Raw genomic sequence first — 20506 nt, 5'->3', positions numbered from 1 at the left:
ATCGCCGCTCAGGCACGTTTGCCGCCATTGAGCAGTGCCAGGGTCAGCAGCCCGGCGACGATGCCCCAGAACGCCGAACCTACTCCGAACAGGGTCATCCCCGATGCGGTGACGAGAAAGGTGATAAGCGCCGCTTCCCGCTCCCTGGGCTCGCTCATGGCCTGGGTCAGGCCGCCGATGATCGAGGCGAACAGTGCCAGGGCGGCGATGGACAGGATCAGCGCCTTGGGCAGTGCAGCGAACAGGGCGGCGAGGGTGGCGCCGAACAGCCCGGCGATGCCGTAGAACACCCCGCACCAGATCGCCGCCGTATAACGCTTGCGTGGATCCTCATGGGCCTCCGGGCCGGCACAGATCGCCGCGCTGATGGCTGCCATGTGAATACCGTGGGAGCCGAACGGTGCCAACAGGATCGACACCAGGCTGGTGGTAGTGAGCAGCGGCGATGCAGGAACGTCATAGCCGTTGGCGCGCAGTACGGCCATGCCTGGCAGGTTCTGCGAGGCCATGGCGACGATGAACAGCGGAATGCCGATGCTGATCGCCGCGGCGATGGAGAAGCTGGGTGTGGTCCATTCCGGCGTCGCCAGTTGCAGCTCGAACTGGGAGAAATTCAGCAGCCCCAGGGTTCCAGCCAGCACACAGCCGACCAGCAGCGCAGCCAGTACGGCGTAGCGGGGCAACAGGCGCTTGCCCAGCAAGTAGGCGAACAGCATGGCGATCACCAGCAACGGTTGCTGCTCGGCGGCCACGCAGATTTCCAGTGCGATCTTGAACAGCACACCGGCCAGCAGGGCGGCGGCGATGGAGCCGGGGATGCGCCGCATGATGCGGTCGAAGCTGCCAGTCAGGCCGCAGAGCAGAATCAGGGCGGAGCACAGGATATAGGCACCGATCGCTTCGCTGTAGGGCACGCCGGGCAGGCTGGTGATCAGCAATGCCGCGCCGGGCGTCGACCAGGCGACCATGATCGGTGCGCGGTAGCGCAGGGACAGGCCGATGCAGGTTACCGCCATGCCGATCGACAGCGCCCAGATCCACGAGGAAATCTGCCCGGCGCTGAGCCCGGCAGCCTGGCCCGCCTGGAACATCAGCACCAGAGAGCTGGTATAGCCCGTGAGCATGCCGATGAAACCGGCTACCACGGCGGAGGCCGAGGTGTCGGCCAGCGGCCGCAGGCGCGCATGGCTGCTCTCGAGCATCACAGCACTCCTTTCATGTCAGCGAAGATCGGGTACAACGAGGCCACCAGCAGCACCGCCATGCCTATGTTGAAGGCACGCAGTACACGGGGGTTACGCAGCCAGTTGCGCAGCAGCGAGCCTGCCACCGTCCACAGCCCCACGCTGGGGCAGTTGACCAGCGCGAACAGCCCGGCGATCAGCAGCACGTTGACCAGGAAGTTCTCCTGTGGCGTGTAGGTGGTGATGGCGCCGATGGCCATCACCCAGGCCTTGGGATTGACCCACTGAAAGGCGGCGGCCTGAAGAAAGGTGAAGGGCTTGCCACGTTCGCCCCCCGTGCTGTCCGGAGCACCGGAGCCGGCGATCTTCCAGGCCAGGTAGAGCAGATAGGCCGCCCCCAGGTAGCGCAGCAGGGTATACAGCGCCGGTACCTGCTCGAATACCTGACCCAGACCGAACCCCACACACATCACCAGCACCATGAAGCCGAGGCTGATGCCGAGCATGTGCGGCACGCTGCGACGCAGGCCGAAGTTCACCCCGGAGGCGAGCAGCATCATATTGTTGGGGCCAGGCGTTACCGAGGTGACGAAGGCAAAGGCGATGAAGGCGATCAGCAGTTCCGGAGTCATGGTGAGTTCTCGTGGTTGAGCCCGCACGATAAGGGCTAGCTAAGCGACCGTCGCGGTACAGAGTCGGTTATAAGCAGCCATACAGTCGCGCAGTATCAGTCTGAGGTGCGACCTGTACCGCTCAGCGCCTTGTTCACCGCCAGCCAGCCATCGACCGCGTGCTTGCCGCTTTCGTCAAAGGCCCGCTGCAGCAGCTTGACCTGTTCGCGGCGCAGAGCGCGCTCCAGCTTCGCGCCTTCTGCGCTAAGGCCGAGCAGACGTTTGCGCTTGTCATCTTCGGCGGTGACGCTCTGCGCCAGGTGCATCTCCAGCAGCTGGCGCAGCGGAATGCTCAGTGCCTGCTTGCTCACCCCGAGGTAGCCGAGCAGTTCGGTGACGCTCAACCCGGGATGGCGGGCGATGAAGAACAGGATGCGCTGGTGCACCCGCGACAGCCCGCGGCGCGCGAGCATTTCGTCGGCCTTGGCGGTGAACGCCTGGTAACCGAAGAAGAAGGCTTCCATGGCCGCTTGCTGAGTAGCTGAATTTTTAAGGTCAATCATGTTGACGTATATGTCTCGGGCGTCGTACTTTCGGTCAACCAGTTTGACTCAATTTTCCCGACTTATCATCCGGTGACCTCCATGGCCTTCTCCGAACGCATCACCCGCCTGAAAAGCTCCCTGATCCGTGAGATTCTCGCTGCTGCCCAGCGTCCGGAGGTGATGTCGTTCGCCGGTGGCCTGCCTGCCGAAGAGATGTTGCCCCAACTCGACTGGTCGCAGATGCCTGCCAGCATGGGCCAGTACGGGATGAGCGAGGGGGAACCGGCGCTGCGTGAAGCCATTGCCGCCGAAGCCCGTGCCCTGGGCGTGCCGTGCGAGGCGAGCCAGGTGCTGATCGTCAGCGGCTCGCAGCAGACCCTCGACCTGGCCGCCAAGCTGTTCATCGACCCAGGTAGCAAGGTGTTGCTCGAGGCGCCGACCTACCTGGCTGCGCTGCAGGCCTTCCAGCTGTTCGGCGCCGACTGCATCGGCGTGCCGCAGGAGGCCGATGGCCCACAGTTGCAGGCGCTCGAAGAGCAGCTTGAACGCCAGCGCCCGGCCTTCGCCTACCTGATCCCGACGTTCCAGAACCCCAGTGCCGTACGCTACAGCGAGGCCAAGCGCGATGCCGTGGCGGCCCTGCTGGACCGTTACGGGGTGACGTTGATCGAGGACGAACCCTACCGCGAGCTGGTGTTCGACGCAGGCAGCGCCACGCCGATCGTCAGCCGTCTGCGCAAGGCCAGCTGGATCTACACCGGTACCGTCTCCAAGACCCTGTTGCCCGGGCTGCGCGTCGGTTACCTGATCGCCACGGCGGACCTGTACCCCCATTTGCTGCGCCTCAAGCAGTCGGCGGACCTGCATACCAATCGCGTGGGCCAGTGGCAGGCGCTGCAATGGCTGGGTACCGAGCGCTACAGCGAGCATCTGGCCGAATTGCGAGATTTCTATCGCTTGCGGCGTGATGCGATGCAGGCGGCGCTCGTCGAACATTTCAGTGATCTGGCCGAGTGGCAGATTCCCCAGGGTGGCCTGTTCTTCTGGCTGCGCCTCAAGCAGCCCCAGGACACCCGTCTGCTGCTCGACGCGGCGCTGGCACAGAACGTGGCATTCATGCCGGGCGAGCCGTTTTTCATCGACCCGGATCGCCAGCACGGTTACCTGAGGCTGAACTTCAGCCACGTGGCACCGCAACGCCTGGGGGAAGGGCTGCGCCGGCTGGCGGGTGTGGTGCGTCAGGGACTGGCCGCGAACGCGGCGTGACTATCGGACAAGAGGACTCGAACATGTACAAGGTGTATGGCGATTACCGTTCCGGCAACTGCTACAAGGTCAAGCTGATGCTGACCCTGCTCGGCAAACCGTTCGAATGGGTGCCCATCGATATTTTCAAGGGCGAGACACAGAGCCCCGAGTTCCTGGCCAAGAACCCCAATGGCAGGATTCCAGTGCTGGAGCTGGAGGACGGCTCGTACCTCTGGGAGTCCAACGCCATTCTCAATTTCCTCGCCGATGGCAGCGAGTTCCTGCAGACCGAACCACGCCTGCGCACCCAGGTGCTGCAATGGCAGTTCTTCGAGCAGTACAGCCATGAGCCCTACATTGCCGTGGCCCGTCGCATCCAGTGGCTCGAAGGCATGCCAGCGGCACGCGCCGAGGAGTACAAGGTGTGCCAGGTGCGCGGCCACAAGGCGCTGCGGGTCATGGAGCGGCAGCTGGAGCAGACCCCGTATCTGGTCGGCGACCGCTACTCCATCGCCGATATCGCCCTGTACGCCTATACCCACGTGGCTCACGAGGGCGGTTTCGACCTGAGCGGCTACCCGGCGGTCAACGCCTGGCTGGACCGCGTAGCCAGCCACCCGCAGCACGTGACCATGCTGGGTTGATACACCCCCACCTGTAGCCTGGCGTAGAGCGCAGCGAAACCCAGGGAACGGTTTTCGCTGCTTGTAAATGCAGCTATCGAAGTCGCCCCCCATCGCTGCGCCCAGTGACAGGCCATGGGAGCAAGCACCTACTTGCGCAGCAGGCGCAACCCGTTGAATACCACCAGCAGGCTCACGCCCACGTCGGCGAACACCGCCATCCACAGGGTGGCGTGCCCGGTGATGGTCATGGCCAGGAAGATCGCCTTGATCCCCAGAGCCAGGGCGATGTTCTGCTTGAGGACTGCCGCGGTCTGCCGGGACAGCCGGATGAACGCAGGGATCTTGCGCAGGTCGTCGTCCATGATCGCCACGTCGGCGGTTTCGATGGCCGTGTCGGTGCCGATCGCCGCCATGGCGAAGCCGATATCGGCGCGGGCCAGGGCGGGGGCGTCGTTGATGCCGTCACCGACCATGGCGACCACGCCTTTCTGGCCGAGCAGGCCCTCCACGGTGGTCAGCTTGTCGGCGGGCAGCAGGTCGCCGCGGGCTTCATCGATGCCGACCTGAGCGGCGATGGCTCGCGCCGTGTGCTGATTGTCACCGGTGAGCATCAGGGTCCTGATGCCCATGCCATGCAGGCTGGCGATGGCCTCGCGGCTGCTGGCCTTGAGCGTGTCGGCAACCGCGAACAGCGCCAGGGCGCGCTTGTCGTCGCTGAGTAGAATCACCGTCTTGCCTTCACGTTCCAGTGCATCGAGCCGGGCTTCGATCTCCGGCGAGCACAGGCCCAGCTCTTCGAGCAGACGATGATTGCCCAGTTGGTAGCGCTGGCCGTCGATCACGCCGCGCACGCCACGCCCGGGCAGCGCCTCGAATGCCTGCACGTCGTCGAGCGCGATACCTTGCTCCTCGGCTGCCTTGGCCAGCGCCTGGGACACCGGGTGATCGGAACGGGCGGCCAGGCTGGCGGCCAGCTTGCGGTAGTCATCGGCGTTGCCTTCCAGGGCCTGATAGTCGGTCTGCACCGGTTTGCCGTGGGTGAGGGTACCGGTCTTGTCCAGCGCCAGGTGGCTGATGTGCCGGCCGTTCTCCAGGTACACGCCGCCCTTGACCAGAATGCCCTTGCGCGCCGCCGCCGCCAGGCCGCTGACGATGCTCACCGGGGTGGAAATCACCAGGGCGCAGGGGCAGGCGACCACCAGCAGGACCAGGGCGCGGTACACCCACTCGAACCAGTCACCACTGAGCAGCAGCGGCGGTACCACGGCCACGGCCAGGGAGAGCAGGAACACCAGTGGCGTGTAGAGGCGCGCGAAACGGTCGACGAAGCGCTGGGTCGGTGCCCGCGCGCCCTGGGCTTGTTCCACGGCCTTGATGATGCGTGACAGCGCGCTGTTGCTGGCGGCGGCGCTGACCTGGTAGTCCAGGGCACCACTCTGGTTGATGGTGCCGGCGAACAGGCTGTCGCCCACGCTTTTCTCGATGGGCAGGCTTTCCCCGGTGATCGGCGACTGGTCGACCGTCGAGTGGCCGGCGAGCACCTGGCCATCCAGGCCGATGCGTTCCCCGGGGCGCAGGCGAACCACACTGCCGATGGCAACCTGTGTGACGTCCGTTGTCTGCCAGCTGCCGTCGGCCTGACGCACCGTGGCCTGCTCCGGGGTCAGTGCCATCAGGCCGCGAATGGCATTGCGCGCGCGATCCAGGGATTTCGCCTCGATCCGTTCGGCGATGGCGAACAGCACCATGACCATTGCCGCTTCGGGCCACTGGCCGATCAGCACGGCGCCGGTCACGGCGATGCTCATCAGCGCATTGATGTTCAGGTTGAGGTTCTTGAGGGCGATCCAGCCTTTCTTGTAGACATCCAGCCCGGCCGTGAGGATCGCGCCCACAGCGATCAGCGCGATCACCCACTGCGGCGCGGTGTCGGTGAAGTGCACCAGCTCGGCCATGAATGCCGCCACGCCAGCCATTATCAGTCGCCACGGAAAGCCGTCGTGGGGGGGCTCGGCAATTACCGGCTGGCTTTCATCGCCTTCGGGCTGCGGGGTGAAACCCAGTTCACGTATGGCCTGCAGCGCTGGCTCGAGGGCGTCCGGACGATGACGAATGGTCAGCACCCGTTGCATCAGGTTGAACTGCAAGGCCTCGATACCGGGCTGACGGGCGAGCTTGTCGGTGATCAGGCGCTCCTCGGTGGGACAGTCCATCTGCTCGATGCGCACCCGGGTCTGTGCTGCCAGCGGCAATGCCTGCATGCCCAGGCTGGCGATGGCCTTGACCAGCAAGGGGGCCGCGCCCGCCTGGTGCTCGACCAGTAGCGTGCGGTTGAGCAGGTTGAACTGCATGGCGTGCACTTCGGGCAGATGCTGCAGCTTGTCGCGAATCAGACCTTCCTCCGTCGGGCAGCACATCTGCTCGATGCGCAAGCTGCTGCTTTCCATCGCCCGGCTGGCGTGGGCGGCCACGGGCTCAGCGATCCCGGTGATCAATGCGCTGCTCGAGTTGCAGCAAGACGCTGCCTTCTCTGCGGCGCAGCATGAGTCCTGGGGGCGAGGGGGCTTGGGGGTGTGCTCGTGATCGCAGCAGTTGGCCATGGTGCTTCTCCGAATAACCTGTTGCAGAGTGAACACCCTGTAGCCACTATAGGGTCAAGCAATCGAGGGCCGGATTATGAAAATTGGCGAATTGGCAGCAGTCACCGGGAGCCAGGTGGAGACCATTCGGTATTACGAGCGTGAAGGGCTGCTGCCTGCACCGCAGCGCAGCGAAGGCAACTATCGGCTGTATCGGCCGGAGCATGTCGAACGGCTGACCTTCATCCGCAACTGCCGCACCCTGGACATGACCCTCGACGAGATTCGCGAGCTGCTCAGCCTGCGCGGCAGGCCGGCGGAGAACTGCGAAGCCATCAATACCCTGATCGATGAACACATCGAACACGTCAACGCGCGCATCGCCAGCCTGCAGTCGCTACAGGGGCAACTGGTCGAGCTGCGCAATAGTTGCTTGGCGGATCGGCAATCGTCGCCTTGCGAGATCATTCGCCAGCTCAGTACCAGTGACAACCTGCATGCCGAGAAGGATGTGTCCCATGTCGGGCGCAGCCATCAGCATTAGTCGCGCGGCCGGGATTTGGGCATAATCGATTTTTCCTCGTTGCGTACTAGGCATCCGATGTCTTCCCGTCCACTGCGTGTCCTGCTGCTGTGCGTGCTGATGCTGGCGTTGCCGGCGCAGGGCATCGCTGCGGTCGGCATGGCGCTTGCGGTCGGCGGGCAGGGTCATGCCATGCACCTGGCCGATGAGGCGCATTCCTGCGGCACGGCCTGCAGTCACCACCTGGCGCCCAGCGAGCAGAAGGCGCCAGGGCACGCTGCCTGCAGCCTCTGCGTGTTCTGCGTCGGCGCGGTGACCTTGAGTCCTGCTATCGGCGCTGCCTCCCAGTTGCCACGGGATAGGCCTCTGGCAGCCTGGCAGGAGCAATTCATCGGGTACATCGCCGACACGCCGGATCGTCCACCTCGTCATTTCATTGGCTGATTCATTTTTCAGTTAATCAGTGCGTGGCAGCCAGCAATCGGCCTGCCACGTGCCCCGCGTGCCCAAGAGCATGCCGATGGAAATTCACGAGGCAAACACGATGCGAATCACTAAACCCCTTATCAGTGCCATGGCGCTTGCCGCGCTTCTTCAAGCGCCCGTGCTCAATGCCGCCGAGCATGAGCACGGCGCTGGCCACGGCGCCGGTCACGCTGCGGGCGATGCAGGGCAGAAACCCTGGGGGATTCCCGGGGATGCCGCCAAGGCGACACGTACGGTGGAAATCCGCATGAACGACCAGATGCGTTTCGTGCCGGACAAGCTGGAGGTCAAGGAGGGCGAGACGGTGCGTTTCGTGCTGCACAACGACGGGCAGGTGCTGCACGAGTTCGTGCTGGGCGACAAAGCGCGACTGGACGAGCACGCCGCCCAGATGCTGAAGCAACCGACCATGGCGCACGCCGGCATGGACATGCTGCACGTGCAGCCTGGCAAGCAGGGCGAGGTGACCTGGACATTCAACCGCGCCGGTGACTTCGACTTCGGTTGCCTGATCGTCGGCCATTATCAGGCCGGCATGGTCGGTCAGGTCGCCGTAGCCAAGTGAGAAAAGGGCGCAGCCGGAGGTATTTCCGCTTGCGCCTTCGCTGGACTTGGTTTCTGTAGCCTGTCACTGAGTGCAGCGATGTGCAGGGAGCAGTCGCGAGGCTTGTCTTGATGATCTTGCAGAATCGCTCCCTGGGTTTCGCTTCGCTCTACGCCAGGCTACCGAAGCGGTTCACGCCGCGAAGCGTTGATCCAGATAGGCTGCAATGGCCCTGGATTCGTACAGCCAGGTGCTCCGGCCATTTTCTTCGATACGCAGGCACGGCACCTGGACCTTGCCGCCCTGGCTCTCCAGCTCGCTGCGGGAGCTGGCATCGTTCTTGGCGTCACGCAGGGCGACAGGTACATTGAGCGCGTGCAACTTGCGGCGAATCTTCACGCAGAACGGGCAGGCATTGAACTGGTACAACGCCAGGCTGCCCGCCGCCTGGTCGACGGCAGCCTGTGCTTCAGGTGCCCGCTTCATCTTGGCCGGACGGGTGGCGAGGTCGCCGAGAACGATCAGTTGGCCGAGGCCGAGGCGCAGTGCCTTGATAATCATGGAAAGTACCCGTAGAGGTGAACGGCGCGCAGCTTACCCGAGTTGAGCGGCCGGCCCAACCGGCTGGCGCTTGCGGCATAATGCCGGCTAACGCAAACCCAACGGCCGATGTCATGAAACCCGAAGACCTGAAATTGCTGGTGAGCCGAGAAATGCCCTTTGGCAAATACAAGGGGCGGCTGATCGCCGACCTGCCGGGGCATTACCTGAACTGGTTCGCCCGTGAAGGCTTCCCGAAGGGCGAGATCGGTCAGTTGCTGGCGCTGATGCAGGAAATCGATCACAACGGTTTGTCATCGCTGCTCGACCCCTTGCGCAGCAAGCCGCGGCAGCCCTTTCGCGAATGATCAGCGCTCGCTGAGGCGCTGCTCCAGGTGCTCGATGATGCCATCGGGCTTGAGCACCAGAATGTCGCTTTCCAAGGTGTCGAGGATCACCTCCGCGGTGTTACCGATCAGCGCACCACTGAAACCGGTGCGCGCCACGCTGCCGATCACCGTGACGGCCGCCTGCAACTGGTGTGCGAAGTGTGGGATCAGTACATCGGCCGGGCCTTGGGCGATATGCAGGTGCTCGTCATCGATGTCGTAGGTCTGCTGAAACGTGCGGCACTGTTGGCGATAATGCGCTTCGATGGTTTCCTGCAACTGAAAGGTCGGGTCGGCAGCCGCCAGCATCGGTGATGGATGGGCACTGATCACGTGCAGGGAGGCCTTGGCCAGGTTGGCGATGTCGTAGCCGTGATCGACGATGCGGGTATGCAGCTCGCGATGCTCGCCGTCGGCATTGCCCACGTCCACGGCTGCCAGTACGTTGCCGCCAGCCCAGGCCGTGTGAGTCTTCACCAGCAGCACCGGGCAGGGGCAATAACGCAGCAGCTTCCAGTCATCGGGTGTGAGCAGGGCCTTTTTCAGTGGGTTGTCGGGCCTGTGTCGCTTGATCACCAGGCCGCAGCCCTCGGCCTGCTGGGCACTGCCGATGGTGTCGTGAACGCTGCCGTGCCAAGCCTGCTGGCCGCTGACGCTGTAGCCATCCTGGAGCAGCGCGTTGCACAGCTGGCGCAATTGGCCGCTGCGGTCCTCGGCGTCGTCGCATACCAGCAGATGCAGGTGCGATTGGGTCACGCCAGCGATCAGCTTGGCACGTTTGAGCGCCAGTTCCTCTGCATCGCCCTCAATGACCACGAGAATGCTGCGGATGGCTTGCATGGGGGTTCCTCGGCGTGTGGCTTGCCCTATTCACTATAGATGGCCTGTTGCGCCTGTGACCGTGGCCCGTTGACGCAAGCCGCAGCGCCAGGCCGCATCTTGACCTTCCCGTCGTGGCAAGGTGTAGGTTCCGAGCTCTTATCAATGGTCGAGGATCGTCAATGAAAGCCAAAACGCTAGGTTTACTGCTGTTTGCCGGGGCGTCCGTGCTGACCGCCGGCATGGCGAGCGCCCAGGATGCCGCCAATGGCCACGCAGGCGGGCATGCCGCGCACTCGGCCGAGGGTACGTCGGCGAATGCCAGTGCCTCGACGACCGCCTACCGCGCCATCAACGACAGGATGCACAAGGCGATGGCCGTCACGCTGACGGGCAGTGCCGACGTGGATTTCATGCGCGGCATGATTCCCCATCATCAGGGCGCCATCGAGATGGCCAAGGTCGCGCTGCAGTACGGCAGCGATGCAAGGGTGCGGGCCTTGGCCAACGAGGTCATTGCCGCGCAGGATCAGGAGATCGGCCTGATGAACGAGTGGCTGGCCGCTAACGCGGCGCGCTACGAGGCTACTGTCGATGCCGGCAGGAGCGCTGAAGTCAAGGCCGCGTTCGAGGGCGTCAACCATCGAATGCACGGTGCCATGGCCGTTGATTTGAGCGGTGACGCTGATCAGGATTTCATGCGCGGGATGATTCCGCACCACCAGGGCGCCATCGATATGGCCAAGGTTGCGCTGGCTTATGGTTCCGACCCGGCAGTGCTGAAGCTTGCCAAACAGGTCATCGCCGCGCAGGAGCAGGAAATCACCCAGATGAAGGCTTGGCTGGAAAACAACTGAGCCGTTCGACCAATCTGCGCGGGTCGATAGGCAGGACGCGCCGCTCTGGCGGCCCTATAATGGCCGGCTTATCAAATAGCCAGCCGCCAGAGCCCAGACCCGTGTTGTTTCCAGCCACTGCTCCCGATCAGCCATCGCCCAGCCGCCGCAGCGCCATGCCGAACCTGCCGGAAATCCATGATTTTCTCGGCTGCCGCACGCCCCTGGCGTGGGTCGACGCCGCCCTGGCCAATCAGGACATCATGCTGATCGACCACAAGAACTGCGAGTTCAAGGCGGCCAGCACGGCGCTCAGCCTGATGGCCAAGTACAGCTGCCATGCCGACCTGATCAACATGATGTCGCGCCTGGCCCGCGAGGAGCTGGTGCATCACGAGCAGGTGCTGCGCATCATGAAGCGGCGCAAGATCGGCTTGCGCCCGGTGTCCGCGGCGCGCTACGCCTCCGGCCTGCGCAAGGTGACGCGCAATCACGAGCCCTACAAGCTGGTCGACACCCTGGTGGTCGGTGCCTTTATCGAGGCGCGCAGTTGCGAACGCTTCGAGGCAATCGTGCCGCACCTGGACGAAGAGCTGGGCAAGTTCTACTTCGGCCTGCTGAAAAGCGAAGCGCGGCACTTTCAGGGTTACCTGAAACTCGCCTATCAATATGGCGATGCGGCAGATGTCGATCAGACCATCGAGCGGGTGAGGGCGGTCGAGCAGGAGCTTATCGAGTCGCCCGATACGGAGTTCCGCTTCCATAGCGGCGTTCCGCAGGCCTGGACGGGGTAGTTCCCGGGTATCGCCTCGCTAAGCGCCGGGCTGCCTGCGGGGGCTGCTTCAGGCCAGGGCGAAGGCGCTCTGGTTGAAGCCGTTTTCATCGATCTGCAGGGTCCAGCCTTGTCTATCCCAGTCGCCGAGGACGATGCGTCGTGCCGGTTGGCCATCGACCAGCAAGTCGTGGTTGGCAGGGCGGTGGGTATGACCGTGGATCAGCGTGCGCACGCCATGGGTCGCCATCACCCGCTGCACTTCTTCCGGCGTGACGTCGACGATATCGCTGGCCTTCATGCGGGTCTGCGAGCGGCTTTCCGAGCGTAGCTTGCGCGCCAGCTTGTGGCGGGTGCCCAGCGGCAGGTTGCGCAAGATGAACAGGCTGATGGGGTTGCGCAACAGGCGGCGCATCTTCATGTAGCCGACATCCAGGGTGCACAGGCTGTCACCGTGCATGAGCAGTACCTTTTCGCCGGCGAAGCGCACTTCGTGAGGATCGCCGAGCAGCGTGCAACCGGCCTCGCGGCAGAATGCCTTGCCAAGCAGGAAGTCGCGATTGCCATGCATCAGGTAGACCCGCGTACCGCCGTCGCTCAGGCGCCGCAGGGCCTGGGCGATGCGGTGCTGAAAGGGGCTCATGGCGTCGTCGCCAATCCATACTTCGAAAAAATCGCCGAGGATGTACAGCGCCTCGGCCTGGCTCGCCCGGTGGGCGAGGAAATGCAAGAACGCCCGGCTGATGTCCGGGCGCTCCTCTTCAAGATGCAGGTCGGCGATCAGCAGGATCACTCGACGATCTCGGCCTTCTCGATGATCACGTCTTCGGCCGGAACGTCCTGGTGGCCGGATTTCATGGTGGTGGCGACGCCCTTGATGGCTTCGACCACGTCCAGGCCTTCGACCACTTCACCGAACACCGCATAGCCCCAGCCCTGCACGGTCGGTGCGCTGTGGTCGAGGAAGGTGTTGTCGGCAACGTTGATGAAGAACTGCGCGGAGGCCGAATGCGGCTCCATGGTACGCGCCATGGCCACGGTACCGGTTTTGTTGCTCAAGCCGTTGTTGGCTTCGTTCTTGATCGTCGCCTTGGTCGGCTTCTGCTTCATGCCCGGTTCGAAACCGCCCCCCTGGATCATGAAGTTGCCGATCACGCGGTGGAACACCGTGCCGTCGTAATGGCCGCTCTTCACGTATTCCTTGAAGTTGGCGGCGGTGGCCGGAGCCTTGTCTTCGAACAGCTTCAGGGTGATGACGCCGTGGTTGGTGTGCAGCTTGATCATGTGGTTATCGCTCTGTCGAGTAAGTCGCGGGCCACTCCCTGCTCGCGGCGGACATTTATGTCGGCCCGAGGTCAGGAGCAGGCACCAAGGCCTGTCAGGGGGTTGACAGCTTGGGCTATGATAAGCGCTTTGTTTTAGTCGGCCTACCCTGTGCCGCAATCCGCACGCGCTAAGGACACCATGAGCAAGCCTACCGTCGAAAAAGCCGCCAACTTCCTGCGTCCCCTCGTCCAGGCTGATCTGGACGCTGGCAAGCATGCCAAGATCATCACCCGTTTCCCGCCGGAGCCCAATGGCTACCTGCATATCGGCCATGCCAAGTCGATCTGCCTGAACTTCGGCCTGGCCGAGGAATTCGCTGGCGAGTGCAACCTGCGTTTCGACGACACCAACCCGGCCAAGGAAGATCAGGAATATATCGACGCCATCAAGGCCGACGTCGAGTGGCTCGGCTTCAAGTGGGCCGGCGAGGAGCGTTATGCTTCCAATTACTTCGACCAACTGCATGACTGGGCCGTCGAGCTGATCGAGGCTGGCAAGGCCTACGTCGACGACCTGTCGCCGGACGAAGCCCGCGAATACCGTGGCACCCTGAATACCCCCGGCAAGGACAGCCCATACCGCGAGCGCTCGGTTTCCGAGAACCTCGATCTGTTCGCACGCATGAAGGCCGGCGAGTTCCCGGATGGCGCTCGCGCCCTGCGCGCCAAGATCGACATGGCGTCGCGCAACATGAACCTGCGCGACCCGATCCTCTATCGCATCCGCCACGCCCATCATCACCAGACCGGTGACAAGTGGTGCATCTACCCGAGCTACGACTTCACCCATGGCCAGTCGGATGCCATCGAAGGCGTGACCCACTCCATCTGCACCCTGGAGTTCGAGGATCATCGCCCGCTGTACGAATGGTTCCTGGCCAATCTGCCGGTGCCGGCGCAGCCACGTCAGTACGAATTCGCCCGCCTGAACCTGAACTACACCATCACCAGCAAGCGCAAACTCAAGCAACTGGTCGACGAGAAGCACGTCAACGGCTGGGATGACCCGCGCATGTCGACGCTCTCGGGCTACCGTCGCCGTGGCTACACGCCGGCTTCTATCCGCACCTTCTGCGACATGATCGGCGTCAACCGCGCCGGCGGCCTGGTGGACATCGGCATGCTCGAGTTCGCCATCCGCGAAGACCTCGACGCCAACGCGTCGCGCGCCATGTGCGTGCTCAAGCCGCTCAAGGTGGTGATCACCAATTACCCGGAAGGCAAGGTCGAGAACCTGGAACTGGCGCGCCATCCCAAGCAGGATATCGGCACCCGCGTGCTGCCGTTCTCCCGCGAGATCTACATCGACGCCGGCGACTTCGAAGAAACTCCGCCGGACGGCTTCAAGCGCCTGGTTCCTGGCGGGGAAGCACGCCTGCGCGGTAGCTACGTGATTCGCGCCGACGAAGCGATCAAGGATGCCGCCGGCCATATCGTCGAGCTGCGCTGCTCCTACGACGAAAACACCCTGGGCAAGAACCCGGAAGGCCGCAAGGTCAAGGGCGTGATCCACTGGGTTCCGGCGGCCGAGAGCGTCGAGTGCGAGGTTCGCCTGTATGACCGTCTGTTCCGTTCGGCCAACCCGGAAAAGGCCGAAGACAGCGGCAGCTTCCTCGACAACATCAACCCCGATTCCCTGGTGGTGCTCAAGGGTTGCCGTGCCGAGCCATCGCTGGCTCAGGCCAGTGTGGACGATCGCTTCCAGTTCGAGCGCGAAGGCTATTTCTGCCTGGACGCCAAGGACTCCAAGCCGGACGCTCTGGTCTTCAACCGCACCGTCACCCTGCGCGATTCCTGGGGGCAGTAAATGGCACTGAGCATTTACAACACCCTGAGCAAGGTCAAAGAGCCCTTCAAGCCGCTGGTCGGTAATCACGTGCGCCTGTACGTGTGCGGCATGACGGTCTACGACTTCTGCCACATCGGCCATGCCAGGGTGATGGTCGCATTCGACGTGGTCACCCGCTGGCTGCGGCATCGCGGCTATGACGTGACCTACGTGCGCAATATCACCGACATCGACGACAAGATCATCAGGCGTGCCAATGAGAACGGCGAGCCGTTCGAGACGCTGGTCGAGCGCATGATCGCGGCGATGCACGAAGACGAAGCGCGCCTGTCGGTCTTGCGCCCGGATCAGGAGCCGCGTGCCACCGGGCATATCGCCGGCATGCACGAGATGATCCAGACCCTGATCGACAAGGGGTACGCCTATGCGCCGGGAAATGGCGACGTGTATTACCGCGTCGGCAAGTTCGTCGGCTACGGCAAGCTGTCTCGCAAGAAGATCGAAGACCTGAAGATCGGTGCACGTATCGAGGTCGACGAGATCAAGCAGGACCCGCTGGACTTCGTGCTGTGGAAAGGTGCCAAGCCAGGCGAGCCGAGCTGGCAGTCGCCCTGGGGCGCTGGCCGGCCGGGCTGGCACATCGAGTGCTCGGTGATGTCCACCTGCTGCCTGGGCGAGACCTTCGACATTCACGGCGGCGGGCCGGATCTGGTGTTCCCGCACCACGAGAACGAGATCGCACAGAGCGAGGCGGCGACCGGCAAGCAGTACGCCAATGCCTGGATGCACGCTGGCGCGGTGCGTGTGGATGGCGAGAAGATGTCCAAGAGCCTGGGCAACTTCTTCACCATCCGTGAGGTACTGGAGAAATACCATCCGGAGGTGGTTCGCTACCTGCTGGTGTCCAGCCATTACCGCAGCCCGATCAACTACTCGGAAGAAAGCCTCAAGGAAGCCAAAGGCGCCCTGGAGCGCTTCTACAACGGGCTCAAGGGCTTGCCCGACGTCGCTCCGGCTGGTGGCGAGGCGTTCGTCGAGCGTTTCGGCGCGGCGATGGACGACGACTTCAACTCGCCGGAAGCCTGCGCGGTGCTGTTCGAGATGATCCGCGAGATCAACCGCCTGCGTGAAAGCGACCTGCAGGCCACTGCCGGTCTGGCCGCTCAGCTCAAGCGACTGGCCGGCCTGCTCGGCGTGCTGCAGCTGGAACCGGATGCTTTTCTCAGGGCTGGCGCCGAAGGCAAGGTCGATGCGGCCGAAGTGGAAGCCTTGATCGCGGCGCGCCTGCAGGCCCGTGCCGAGAAGAACTGGGCCGAATCCGACCGTATCCGCGATCAGATCGCCGCCTTGGGCGTGGTACTCGAGGACGGTAAGGGCGGCACCACCTGGCGTCTTGCCGAGTAATCCCCCGCTGCATCGAAAAGGCCGCATTAGCGGCCTTTTCATTTCCAGACGCCCACATCGCATTCGCTACGGAAACACCATGCTGAGCCGTTACAAACTGCTGCTTTCCACCACGCTGGCCCGTTACTTCCCCCGTACCGCGGCCTATCTGGAAGCCGAAAGGCACGCCACTGCCGAACGCCTGAAGTCTGCCGCGAAAACCGCCGGCAAGCCTGCCGCCGGGAAGAAGGCGGCAGCCAAGCGCGCAGGGAAGGGCGCGGGTGCGAAGGGGCGCGGCCAGGGAGGGGGCGCGCCAAAAAAGCCCGTTAGGCGCCCGAGCGCCGGTGTCTACTCGGCGGTCGCCATGAAAATCACCGCTGCCCAGGAGCAGGCCATGCGGGACAGCGTCGCCCGAGCCGTTGCGGCCGGGGTGGTCGGCGCGCCTTCCGACGAGCAATGGGCAATGATCCTCGCTCGCCAACCGTTGACGCGTATCTTTGCCGGTGCAGGATCGGGCAAGTCGACGACCCTGGTGCTGCGTGTGGTCTTCATGCTCTGTCACCTGAACATCGAACCCGAACGGCTGACGGTGATTTCCTTTACCCATGCATCCTGCGTCGAGCTGCGTGAGCGGCTGTCGAAGTTGCTGGCGTTCTGGCAGTCGCCCGTCGACGAGCGTGCGATACAGCAATGCGTACGCACCTTTCACGCGGCGATGGGTGTGCTGGCCCGTCAGGCATTGGGCAACCCGGGTTGGTTCGAACAACTGGGTGACAAGCGAGCTGCTGCCAGCGAGCCGGATAATCCGCTGGCTGGCGGTCGCCTGGGCGCTGCGCAGGGGCGTCTGCTGAAAGAGGTCTATCAGGCCTGTTACGCCGCGGATCCAGCGTTTCGCGCGCAGGTTCACAGGCTGCTCGGTTCGCCTGCCCCGGATGAGCACAAGCCGTTGCCGAAGGCGCCACTGCAGCCATTCCGACTGACTGGCGAGCTGCACGCTGTACCGTTGTTCGAGGTGTTCTACGGCCAGGCAGGCTTTATCGAGAGCATCGGCATTCGCATCGACCAACTGGCGGTGGTCGCGGTGCCTTGTTCGGATCAGGAACGCCTTTTTCTCCTCGCCTTGCAGGCTTTCTGGCGGACCTTGCAGCAGCGTCTTGGCGAGCAGGGCCTGATGACCTTCAATGGCGCCTTCCAGCAGCTGACGCAGATGCTTGATGAAGGCGACGGGCGGCTGCCCGCCGAGGCGCTGGCGAGCTTCTCCCATCTGCTGATCGACGAATTCCAGGATGTCTCACCGCAGATCGTGCAATGGCTGCAGGCGGTGCATCGGCGCCTGGCCGGCGCTTCGAAGGCAGTGAGCCTGATGGCCATCGGTGACGATTGGCAGTCGATCTATGCTTGGCGTGGCAGTTCGCCGGAGCTGTTCATGGCCTTTGACCGGCACTTCCCGAGCAAGGGCAAGGGCCAGAGTGCGGTGCTGATGCTGCAGGCAAATTATCGCTCGATCGAGCCGCTGATCCGCGATGCCGAGTCGATTCTGCGCGAGGTTGCCTCCAAGCAGGACAAAGCCACCGAAGCGATCCGAGTCACGCCGCCCGGCGGGCATGGCGTACAACTGGTGACGCCATTCGATCTGGCCCGGCAGATGCCTGATCTGCTGAAGGAAATTGCCGCCCAGTGCGAGTATGCCAGCGCCATCGATTCCACGGAGCGCACGGCGGTACTGCTGCTGGGGCGGCGCAACGAGACGCTCAAGGAGGTGCAGGCCGGGCTCGGCCGCAAACTCCCGGTAAAGGCCTACACCATCCATCGCGCCAAGGGCCTGCAGGCCGAGGTGGCGATCATCCTCGATGATTGTCTGCCGCCTACGCCTCACCCGCTGCGTAACGCCCTGTATGCATACTGTGGTTTCTTCGCCAACAGCTACGATCAGGTGATGGCCGACGAGAGCCTGCGTCTTGGCTACGTGGCGGTGACCCGCGGCGTCAGCCGGGTACTGTGGTTCGTGCGCAAGCCTCAAGGGGCGACGGGCGCACTGAACTGAAAACGGCGCCCGAGGGCGCCGTTTTATCTGCTGCGAAACGCTATCAGGCGTGCAGATGTTCCGCAGCATGCAGGGTGTTTTCCAGCAGGCAGGCGCGGGTCATCGGGCCGACACCGCCTGGTACCGGGGTGATCCAGCCAGCACGGGGCAGGGCGGTTTCATACACCACGTCACCAATCAGCTTGCCATCGGTCTGGCGATTGATGCCCACGTCGATGACGATGGCGCCTTCCTTGATCCATTCCCCCTTGACCAGGCCCGGCTTGCCGGCTGCAACCACAACGATGTCGGCACGGGCCACATGGCCGGCCAGATCCTTGGTGAAGCGGTGGGTGACGGTCACGGTACAGCCACCGAGCAGCAGCTCCATGGCCATGGGGCGACCGACGATATTGGATGCACCCACTACAACGGCATCGAGCCCGTAGAGGTCGACGCCAGTGCTGGCCAGCAGGGTCATGATGCCCTTGGGGGTGCAGGGGCGCAGCAGCGGCATGCGCTGGGCCAGGCGGCCGATGTTATAAGGATGGAAACCGTCCACGTCCTTGTCCGGGCGAATGCGCTCGAGCAGCAATGATGAGTCCAGGTGCGCCGGCAGCGGCAGCTGCACCAGGATGCCGTCGATGCTCGCGTCTTCATTCAGTGAGTCAATCAGGCTCAGCAACTCGTCCTGGCTGGTGTCGGCGCTCAGGTCATAGGCGCGGGAAACGAAGCCGACCTCTTGGCAGTCCTTGCGTTTGTGCGCGACATAAACCTGAGAGGCGGGATCGCTGCCGACCAGGATCACCGCCAGGCCTGGCGCACGCAGCCCCTGCTGGCGCCGTTCGGCGACGCGCTGGGCAATCTGCTGGCGGATATTGGCGGCAATCGCTTTGCCATCTATCAGTTGTGCGGTCATTGCGCTCGATTAACCATTGAAGGGGAGTGAAAAAGGACGCGCATTCTCGCATGGCATTAAGGAAGGGCAAAGGCGCCAGACGGTAGATTTGGTGTAACTCCTTTATCTAACTCAATTTTTTTAGATCTGGGTGTTGACGGCTCGGGGGGGGCTCTATAAGATGCGCACCACTTGGCGAGCACAGCAAGTGACAGGGTAAAGCGGCAAAGGCAGCAACGAAAGTGGCCGCTCCAGCCGAAGCTTGAAGTCTGCTCTAGTGGATGGATAAGTGCCCGTAGCTCAGCTGGATAGAGCATCCGCCTTCTAAGCGGATGGTCGCAGGTTCGAGTCCTGCCGGGTGCGCCACTAGGTGAGTCGGCACAAGTGAAGCAGTAAAGCAATATGGTGGGCGTAGCTCAGTTGGTAGAGCACAGGATTGTGGCTCCTGGTGTCGAGGGTTCGATCCCCTTCGTCCACCCCATATTCTGAAAGCGCCAGGCCCTAAAAAGCCTGGCGTTTTTGTTTGTGAAAAATGTATTGCCACGCGGACGTGGTGGAATTGGTAGACACACTGGATTTAGGTTCCAGCGCCGCAAGGCGTGAGAGTTCGAGTCTCTCCGTCCGCACCATCTTTAAGCCCCTATTTCAGGGGTGCTCAGCCGAATAACCCAGCTCTTGGGAACATTTTGGGAATGCGGGAATGAAAAAGGCAGCCTTGATGGCTGCCTTTTGTGGTTTGGCCACCACTGCTGCGCCCCAAAGCATGATCCAGCGGTCCTTCTGGCCCCCTTTTTCCCGGTGCCTGAGGAGGCTCGGGTTGCGCGCACTGCGGTGGAGTCAATCATCCACGTGTCCAGATCAATCAGACTCTCCTGATTCAACTGGATGTGCAGTCGCTCAAGAACCCGCTCAAACGTGCCGTCGTCTCAATCGTTGATACGCCGTCGACCATGTGCCGAATCGCTCCGCAAGATCGCGCCAGGCAGCCCCGGAGCAAAGAGCCCAGAAGATGCCATGGAGCATCAGCCGATCCTCTCTGCGAGGTCGGCCCATCCTCTGTTTGAATCGCCCCTAGTTTCGTAGACACCTCCAAGCCTCATAATGAGGCCCACTAGGAGGTGCCATGAGCAACCAGCGTTACCCCGAAGAATTCAAAATCGAAGCGGTCAAGCAAGTGACCGAGCGTGGCCTTCCTGTAGCCGAAGTGGCAGCGCGGTTAGGTATGTCGGTGCACAGCCTGTATGCCTGGATCAAGCGCTACAGCAAGCCCCAGGAAAAGCGGCAGCAAGAGAACGATCAGCAGGCCGAACTGCGTCGTCTGCGTGCTGAACTCAAGCGAGTGACCGAAGAGCGAGACATCCTAAAAAAGGCCGCCGCGTACTTTGC

20 protein-coding genes, 3 tRNA genes and 2 pseudogenes are annotated in these 20506 nt (G+C 63.1%); 15 read left to right on the top strand and 10 right to left on the bottom strand.

From position 1 onward, the window contains the following. Positions 1-8 precede the first annotated feature (8 nt). The 3 genes from BLR94_RS18830 to BLR94_RS18820 all read right to left on the bottom strand — a co-directional run bounded on the left by BLR94_RS18830 (position 9) and on the right by BLR94_RS18820 (position 2358). Positions 9-1202: a benzoate/H(+) symporter BenE family transporter gene (locus tag BLR94_RS18830; RefSeq protein WP_084307632.1), complete on the bottom strand. Its 1194-nt coding sequence runs from the start codon at positions 1200-1202 to the stop codon at positions 9-11. Beyond that, a complete protein-coding gene (locus tag BLR94_RS18825) occupies positions 1202-1816 on the bottom strand; it encodes a LysE family translocator (RefSeq protein WP_084307633.1) in 615 nt (204 codons plus the stop codon). Before BLR94_RS18825 ends, BLR94_RS18830 begins: the two co-directional genes overlap by 1 nt. A 95-nt stretch (positions 1817-1911) precedes the next feature. Further along, complete coding sequence (locus tag BLR94_RS18820) at positions 1912-2358, bottom strand: MarR family winged helix-turn-helix transcriptional regulator (RefSeq protein ID WP_084307634.1); 447 nt, start codon at positions 2356-2358, stop codon at positions 1912-1914. An 81-nt stretch (positions 2359-2439) separates the two neighbouring features. Between BLR94_RS18820 and BLR94_RS18815 the strand changes: the two genes are divergently transcribed. Continuing rightward, positions 2440-3606, top strand: coding sequence for an aminotransferase-like domain-containing protein (locus tag BLR94_RS18815; protein WP_084307635.1), 1167 nt, complete (start codon positions 2440-2442; stop codon positions 3604-3606). A gap of 23 nt (positions 3607-3629) precedes the next feature. Further along, positions 3630-4232, top strand: a complete 603-nt coding sequence (locus tag BLR94_RS18810) for a glutathione S-transferase family protein (RefSeq protein ID WP_042552563.1) — start codon at positions 3630-3632, stop codon at positions 4230-4232. Positions 4233-4360: 128 nt separating this feature from the next. Here the strand turns inward: BLR94_RS18810 and BLR94_RS18805 are convergent, their stop codons facing one another. Beyond that, the gene (locus BLR94_RS18805) at positions 4361-6565 is read right to left on the bottom strand and encodes a heavy metal translocating P-type ATPase (protein ID WP_208601357.1); all 2205 of its coding nucleotides are present in this window, start codon (positions 6563-6565) and stop codon (positions 4361-4363) included. Positions 6566-6890: 325 nt separating this feature from the next. Between BLR94_RS18805 and cadR the strand changes: the two genes are divergently transcribed. The 3 genes from cadR (at position 6891) to BLR94_RS18790 (ending at position 8367) form a co-directional block, all read left to right on the top strand. Then, positions 6891-7337: a Cd(II)/Pb(II)-responsive transcriptional regulator gene (gene cadR, locus BLR94_RS18800; protein WP_084307636.1), complete on the top strand. Its 447-nt coding sequence runs from the start codon at positions 6891-6893 to the stop codon at positions 7335-7337. Between the two features lie 57 nt (positions 7338-7394). Continuing rightward, complete coding sequence (locus BLR94_RS18795; protein WP_084307637.1) at positions 7395-7760, top strand: hypothetical protein; 366 nt, start codon at positions 7395-7397, stop codon at positions 7758-7760. A gap of 100 nt (positions 7761-7860) precedes the next feature. Continuing rightward, complete coding sequence (locus BLR94_RS18790) at positions 7861-8367, top strand: cupredoxin domain-containing protein (protein WP_084307660.1); 507 nt, start codon at positions 7861-7863, stop codon at positions 8365-8367. Between the two features lie 171 nt (positions 8368-8538). On the opposite strand, the gene BLR94_RS18785 is transcribed toward BLR94_RS18790, so the two are convergent. Further along, positions 8539-8907, bottom strand: a complete 369-nt coding sequence (locus BLR94_RS18785; RefSeq protein ID WP_084307638.1) for a glutaredoxin family protein — start codon at positions 8905-8907, stop codon at positions 8539-8541. A gap of 113 nt (positions 8908-9020) precedes the next feature. Between BLR94_RS18785 and BLR94_RS18780 the strand changes: the two genes are divergently transcribed. Beyond that, entirely contained in the window at positions 9021-9254 is a 234-nt protein-coding gene (locus tag BLR94_RS18780) for a DUF3820 family protein (RefSeq protein ID WP_042552673.1), read from the top strand. Here BLR94_RS18780 and BLR94_RS18775 read toward each other — a convergent pair whose 3' ends face one another. Next, complete coding sequence (locus tag BLR94_RS18775) at positions 9255-10115, bottom strand: universal stress protein (RefSeq protein ID WP_084307639.1); 861 nt, start codon at positions 10113-10115, stop codon at positions 9255-9257. It lies immediately after the preceding gene. A 161-nt stretch (positions 10116-10276) separates the two neighbouring features. Between BLR94_RS18775 and copM the strand changes: the two genes are divergently transcribed. Together copM and BLR94_RS18765 are read left to right on the top strand one after the other, a co-directional pair. Continuing rightward, positions 10277-10951: a CopM family metallochaperone gene (gene copM / locus BLR94_RS18770; protein ID WP_084307640.1), complete on the top strand. Its 675-nt coding sequence runs from the start codon at positions 10277-10279 to the stop codon at positions 10949-10951. A 155-nt stretch (positions 10952-11106) separates the two neighbouring features. Then, the gene (locus tag BLR94_RS18765) at positions 11107-11724 is read left to right on the top strand and encodes a MiaE family protein (protein WP_084307641.1); all 618 of its coding nucleotides are present in this window, start codon (positions 11107-11109) and stop codon (positions 11722-11724) included. A 48-nt stretch (positions 11725-11772) separates the two neighbouring features. On the opposite strand, the gene lpxH is transcribed toward BLR94_RS18765, so the two are convergent. Together lpxH and BLR94_RS18755 are read right to left on the bottom strand one after the other, a co-directional pair. Next, positions 11773-12495: a UDP-2,3-diacylglucosamine diphosphatase gene (lpxH, locus tag BLR94_RS18760; protein ID WP_084307642.1), complete on the bottom strand. Its 723-nt coding sequence runs from the start codon at positions 12493-12495 to the stop codon at positions 11773-11775. Next, complete coding sequence (locus tag BLR94_RS18755; RefSeq protein WP_084307643.1) at positions 12492-12986, bottom strand: peptidylprolyl isomerase; 495 nt, start codon at positions 12984-12986, stop codon at positions 12492-12494. The genes lpxH and BLR94_RS18755 overlap by 4 nt, the downstream gene beginning before the upstream one ends. Positions 12987-13166: 180 nt before the next feature. Here BLR94_RS18755 and BLR94_RS18750 point away from each other — a divergent pair, with 180 nt between their 5' ends. The 3 genes from BLR94_RS18750 (at position 13167) to BLR94_RS18740 (ending at position 18243) form a co-directional block, all read left to right on the top strand. Beyond that, positions 13167-14834: a glutamine--tRNA ligase/YqeY domain fusion protein gene (locus tag BLR94_RS18750; protein WP_084307644.1), complete on the top strand. Its 1668-nt coding sequence runs from the start codon at positions 13167-13169 to the stop codon at positions 14832-14834. Continuing rightward, positions 14835-16220, top strand: coding sequence for a cysteine--tRNA ligase (cysS, locus tag BLR94_RS18745; RefSeq protein ID WP_084307645.1), 1386 nt, complete (start codon positions 14835-14837; stop codon positions 16218-16220). 79 nt (positions 16221-16299) lie between these two features. Beyond that, complete coding sequence (locus BLR94_RS18740) at positions 16300-18243, top strand: DEAD/DEAH box helicase (RefSeq protein ID WP_084307646.1); 1944 nt, start codon at positions 16300-16302, stop codon at positions 18241-18243. Between the two features lie 43 nt (positions 18244-18286). On the opposite strand, the gene folD is transcribed toward BLR94_RS18740, so the two are convergent. Then, complete coding sequence (gene folD, locus BLR94_RS18735) at positions 18287-19141, bottom strand: bifunctional methylenetetrahydrofolate dehydrogenase/methenyltetrahydrofolate cyclohydrolase FolD (protein ID WP_084307647.1); 855 nt, start codon at positions 19139-19141, stop codon at positions 18287-18289. 268 nt (positions 19142-19409) lie between these two features. Here folD and BLR94_RS18730 point away from each other — a divergent pair. The 3 genes from BLR94_RS18730 to BLR94_RS18720 all read left to right on the top strand — a co-directional run bounded on the left by BLR94_RS18730 (position 19410) and on the right by BLR94_RS18720 (position 19749). Continuing rightward, a tRNA-Arg gene (locus BLR94_RS18730) sits at positions 19410-19486 on the top strand. A 39-nt stretch (positions 19487-19525) separates the two neighbouring features. Beyond that, positions 19526-19601 (top strand) — tRNA-His (locus tag BLR94_RS18725). A 63-nt stretch (positions 19602-19664) separates the two neighbouring features. Beyond that, positions 19665-19749: transfer RNA gene (locus BLR94_RS18720), tRNA-Leu, on the top strand. 98 nt (positions 19750-19847) lie between these two features. Here BLR94_RS18720 and BLR94_RS18715 read toward each other — a convergent pair. After that, a pseudogene (locus tag BLR94_RS18715) lies at positions 19848-20182 on the bottom strand (transposase); the annotation flags it as partial. Positions 20183-20243: 61 nt separating this feature from the next. Here BLR94_RS18715 and BLR94_RS28020 point away from each other — a divergent pair. Next, a pseudogene (locus BLR94_RS28020) lies at positions 20244-20506 on the top strand (transposase); the annotation flags it as partial.

The sequence above is a fragment of the Phytopseudomonas flavescens genome, assembly GCF_900100535.1.
GTDB lineage: Bacteria > Pseudomonadota > Gammaproteobacteria > Pseudomonadales > Pseudomonadaceae > Aquipseudomonas > Aquipseudomonas flavescens.
Note: the sequence above shows the minus strand (reverse complement) of the source record. Positions and strands in the feature narration are given on the sequence as shown.

Bases quoted from the DNA above. Each gene is read 5' to 3' on its own strand.
- cadR (WP_084307636.1), top strand. From the start codon at position 6,891: ATGAAAATTGGCGAATTGGCAGCAGTCACCGGGAGCCAGGTGGAGACC.
- BLR94_RS18830 (WP_084307632.1), bottom strand. From the start codon at position 1,202: ATGCTCGAGAGCAGCCATGCGCGCCTGCGGCCGCTGGCCGACACCTCG.
- BLR94_RS18740 (WP_084307646.1), top strand. From the start codon at position 16,300: ATGCTGAGCCGTTACAAACTGCTGCTTTCCACCACGCTGGCCCGTTAC.
- folD (WP_084307647.1), bottom strand. From the start codon at position 19,141: ATGACCGCACAACTGATAGATGGCAAAGCGATTGCCGCCAATATCCGC.
- BLR94_RS18750 (WP_084307644.1), top strand. From the start codon at position 13,167: ATGAGCAAGCCTACCGTCGAAAAAGCCGCCAACTTCCTGCGTCCCCTC.
- BLR94_RS18805 (WP_208601357.1), bottom strand. From the start codon at position 6,565: ATGCAGTTCAACCTGCTCAACCGCACGCTACTGGTCGAGCACCAGGCG.
- BLR94_RS18785 (WP_084307638.1), bottom strand. From the start codon at position 8,907: ATGATTATCAAGGCACTGCGCCTCGGCCTCGGCCAACTGATCGTTCTC.
- BLR94_RS18795 (WP_084307637.1), top strand. From the start codon at position 7,395: ATGTCTTCCCGTCCACTGCGTGTCCTGCTGCTGTGCGTGCTGATGCTG.
- BLR94_RS18780 (WP_042552673.1), top strand. From the start codon at position 9,021: ATGAAACCCGAAGACCTGAAATTGCTGGTGAGCCGAGAAATGCCCTTT.
- cysS (WP_084307645.1), top strand. From the start codon at position 14,835: ATGGCACTGAGCATTTACAACACCCTGAGCAAGGTCAAAGAGCCCTTC.
- BLR94_RS18825 (WP_084307633.1), bottom strand. From the start codon at position 1,816: ATGACTCCGGAACTGCTGATCGCCTTCATCGCCTTTGCCTTCGTCACC.
- BLR94_RS18755 (WP_084307643.1), bottom strand. From the start codon at position 12,986: ATGATCAAGCTGCACACCAACCACGGCGTCATCACCCTGAAGCTGTTC.
- BLR94_RS18790 (WP_084307660.1), top strand. From the start codon at position 7,861: ATGCGAATCACTAAACCCCTTATCAGTGCCATGGCGCTTGCCGCGCTT.
- copM (WP_084307640.1), top strand. From the start codon at position 10,277: ATGAAAGCCAAAACGCTAGGTTTACTGCTGTTTGCCGGGGCGTCCGTG.
- BLR94_RS18775 (WP_084307639.1), bottom strand. From the start codon at position 10,115: ATGCAAGCCATCCGCAGCATTCTCGTGGTCATTGAGGGCGATGCAGAG.
- BLR94_RS18765 (WP_084307641.1), top strand. From the start codon at position 11,107: ATGCCGAACCTGCCGGAAATCCATGATTTTCTCGGCTGCCGCACGCCC.
- BLR94_RS18815 (WP_084307635.1), top strand. From the start codon at position 2,440: ATGGCCTTCTCCGAACGCATCACCCGCCTGAAAAGCTCCCTGATCCGT.
- BLR94_RS18810 (WP_042552563.1), top strand. From the start codon at position 3,630: ATGTACAAGGTGTATGGCGATTACCGTTCCGGCAACTGCTACAAGGTC.
- BLR94_RS18820 (WP_084307634.1), bottom strand. From the start codon at position 2,358: ATGATTGACCTTAAAAATTCAGCTACTCAGCAAGCGGCCATGGAAGCC.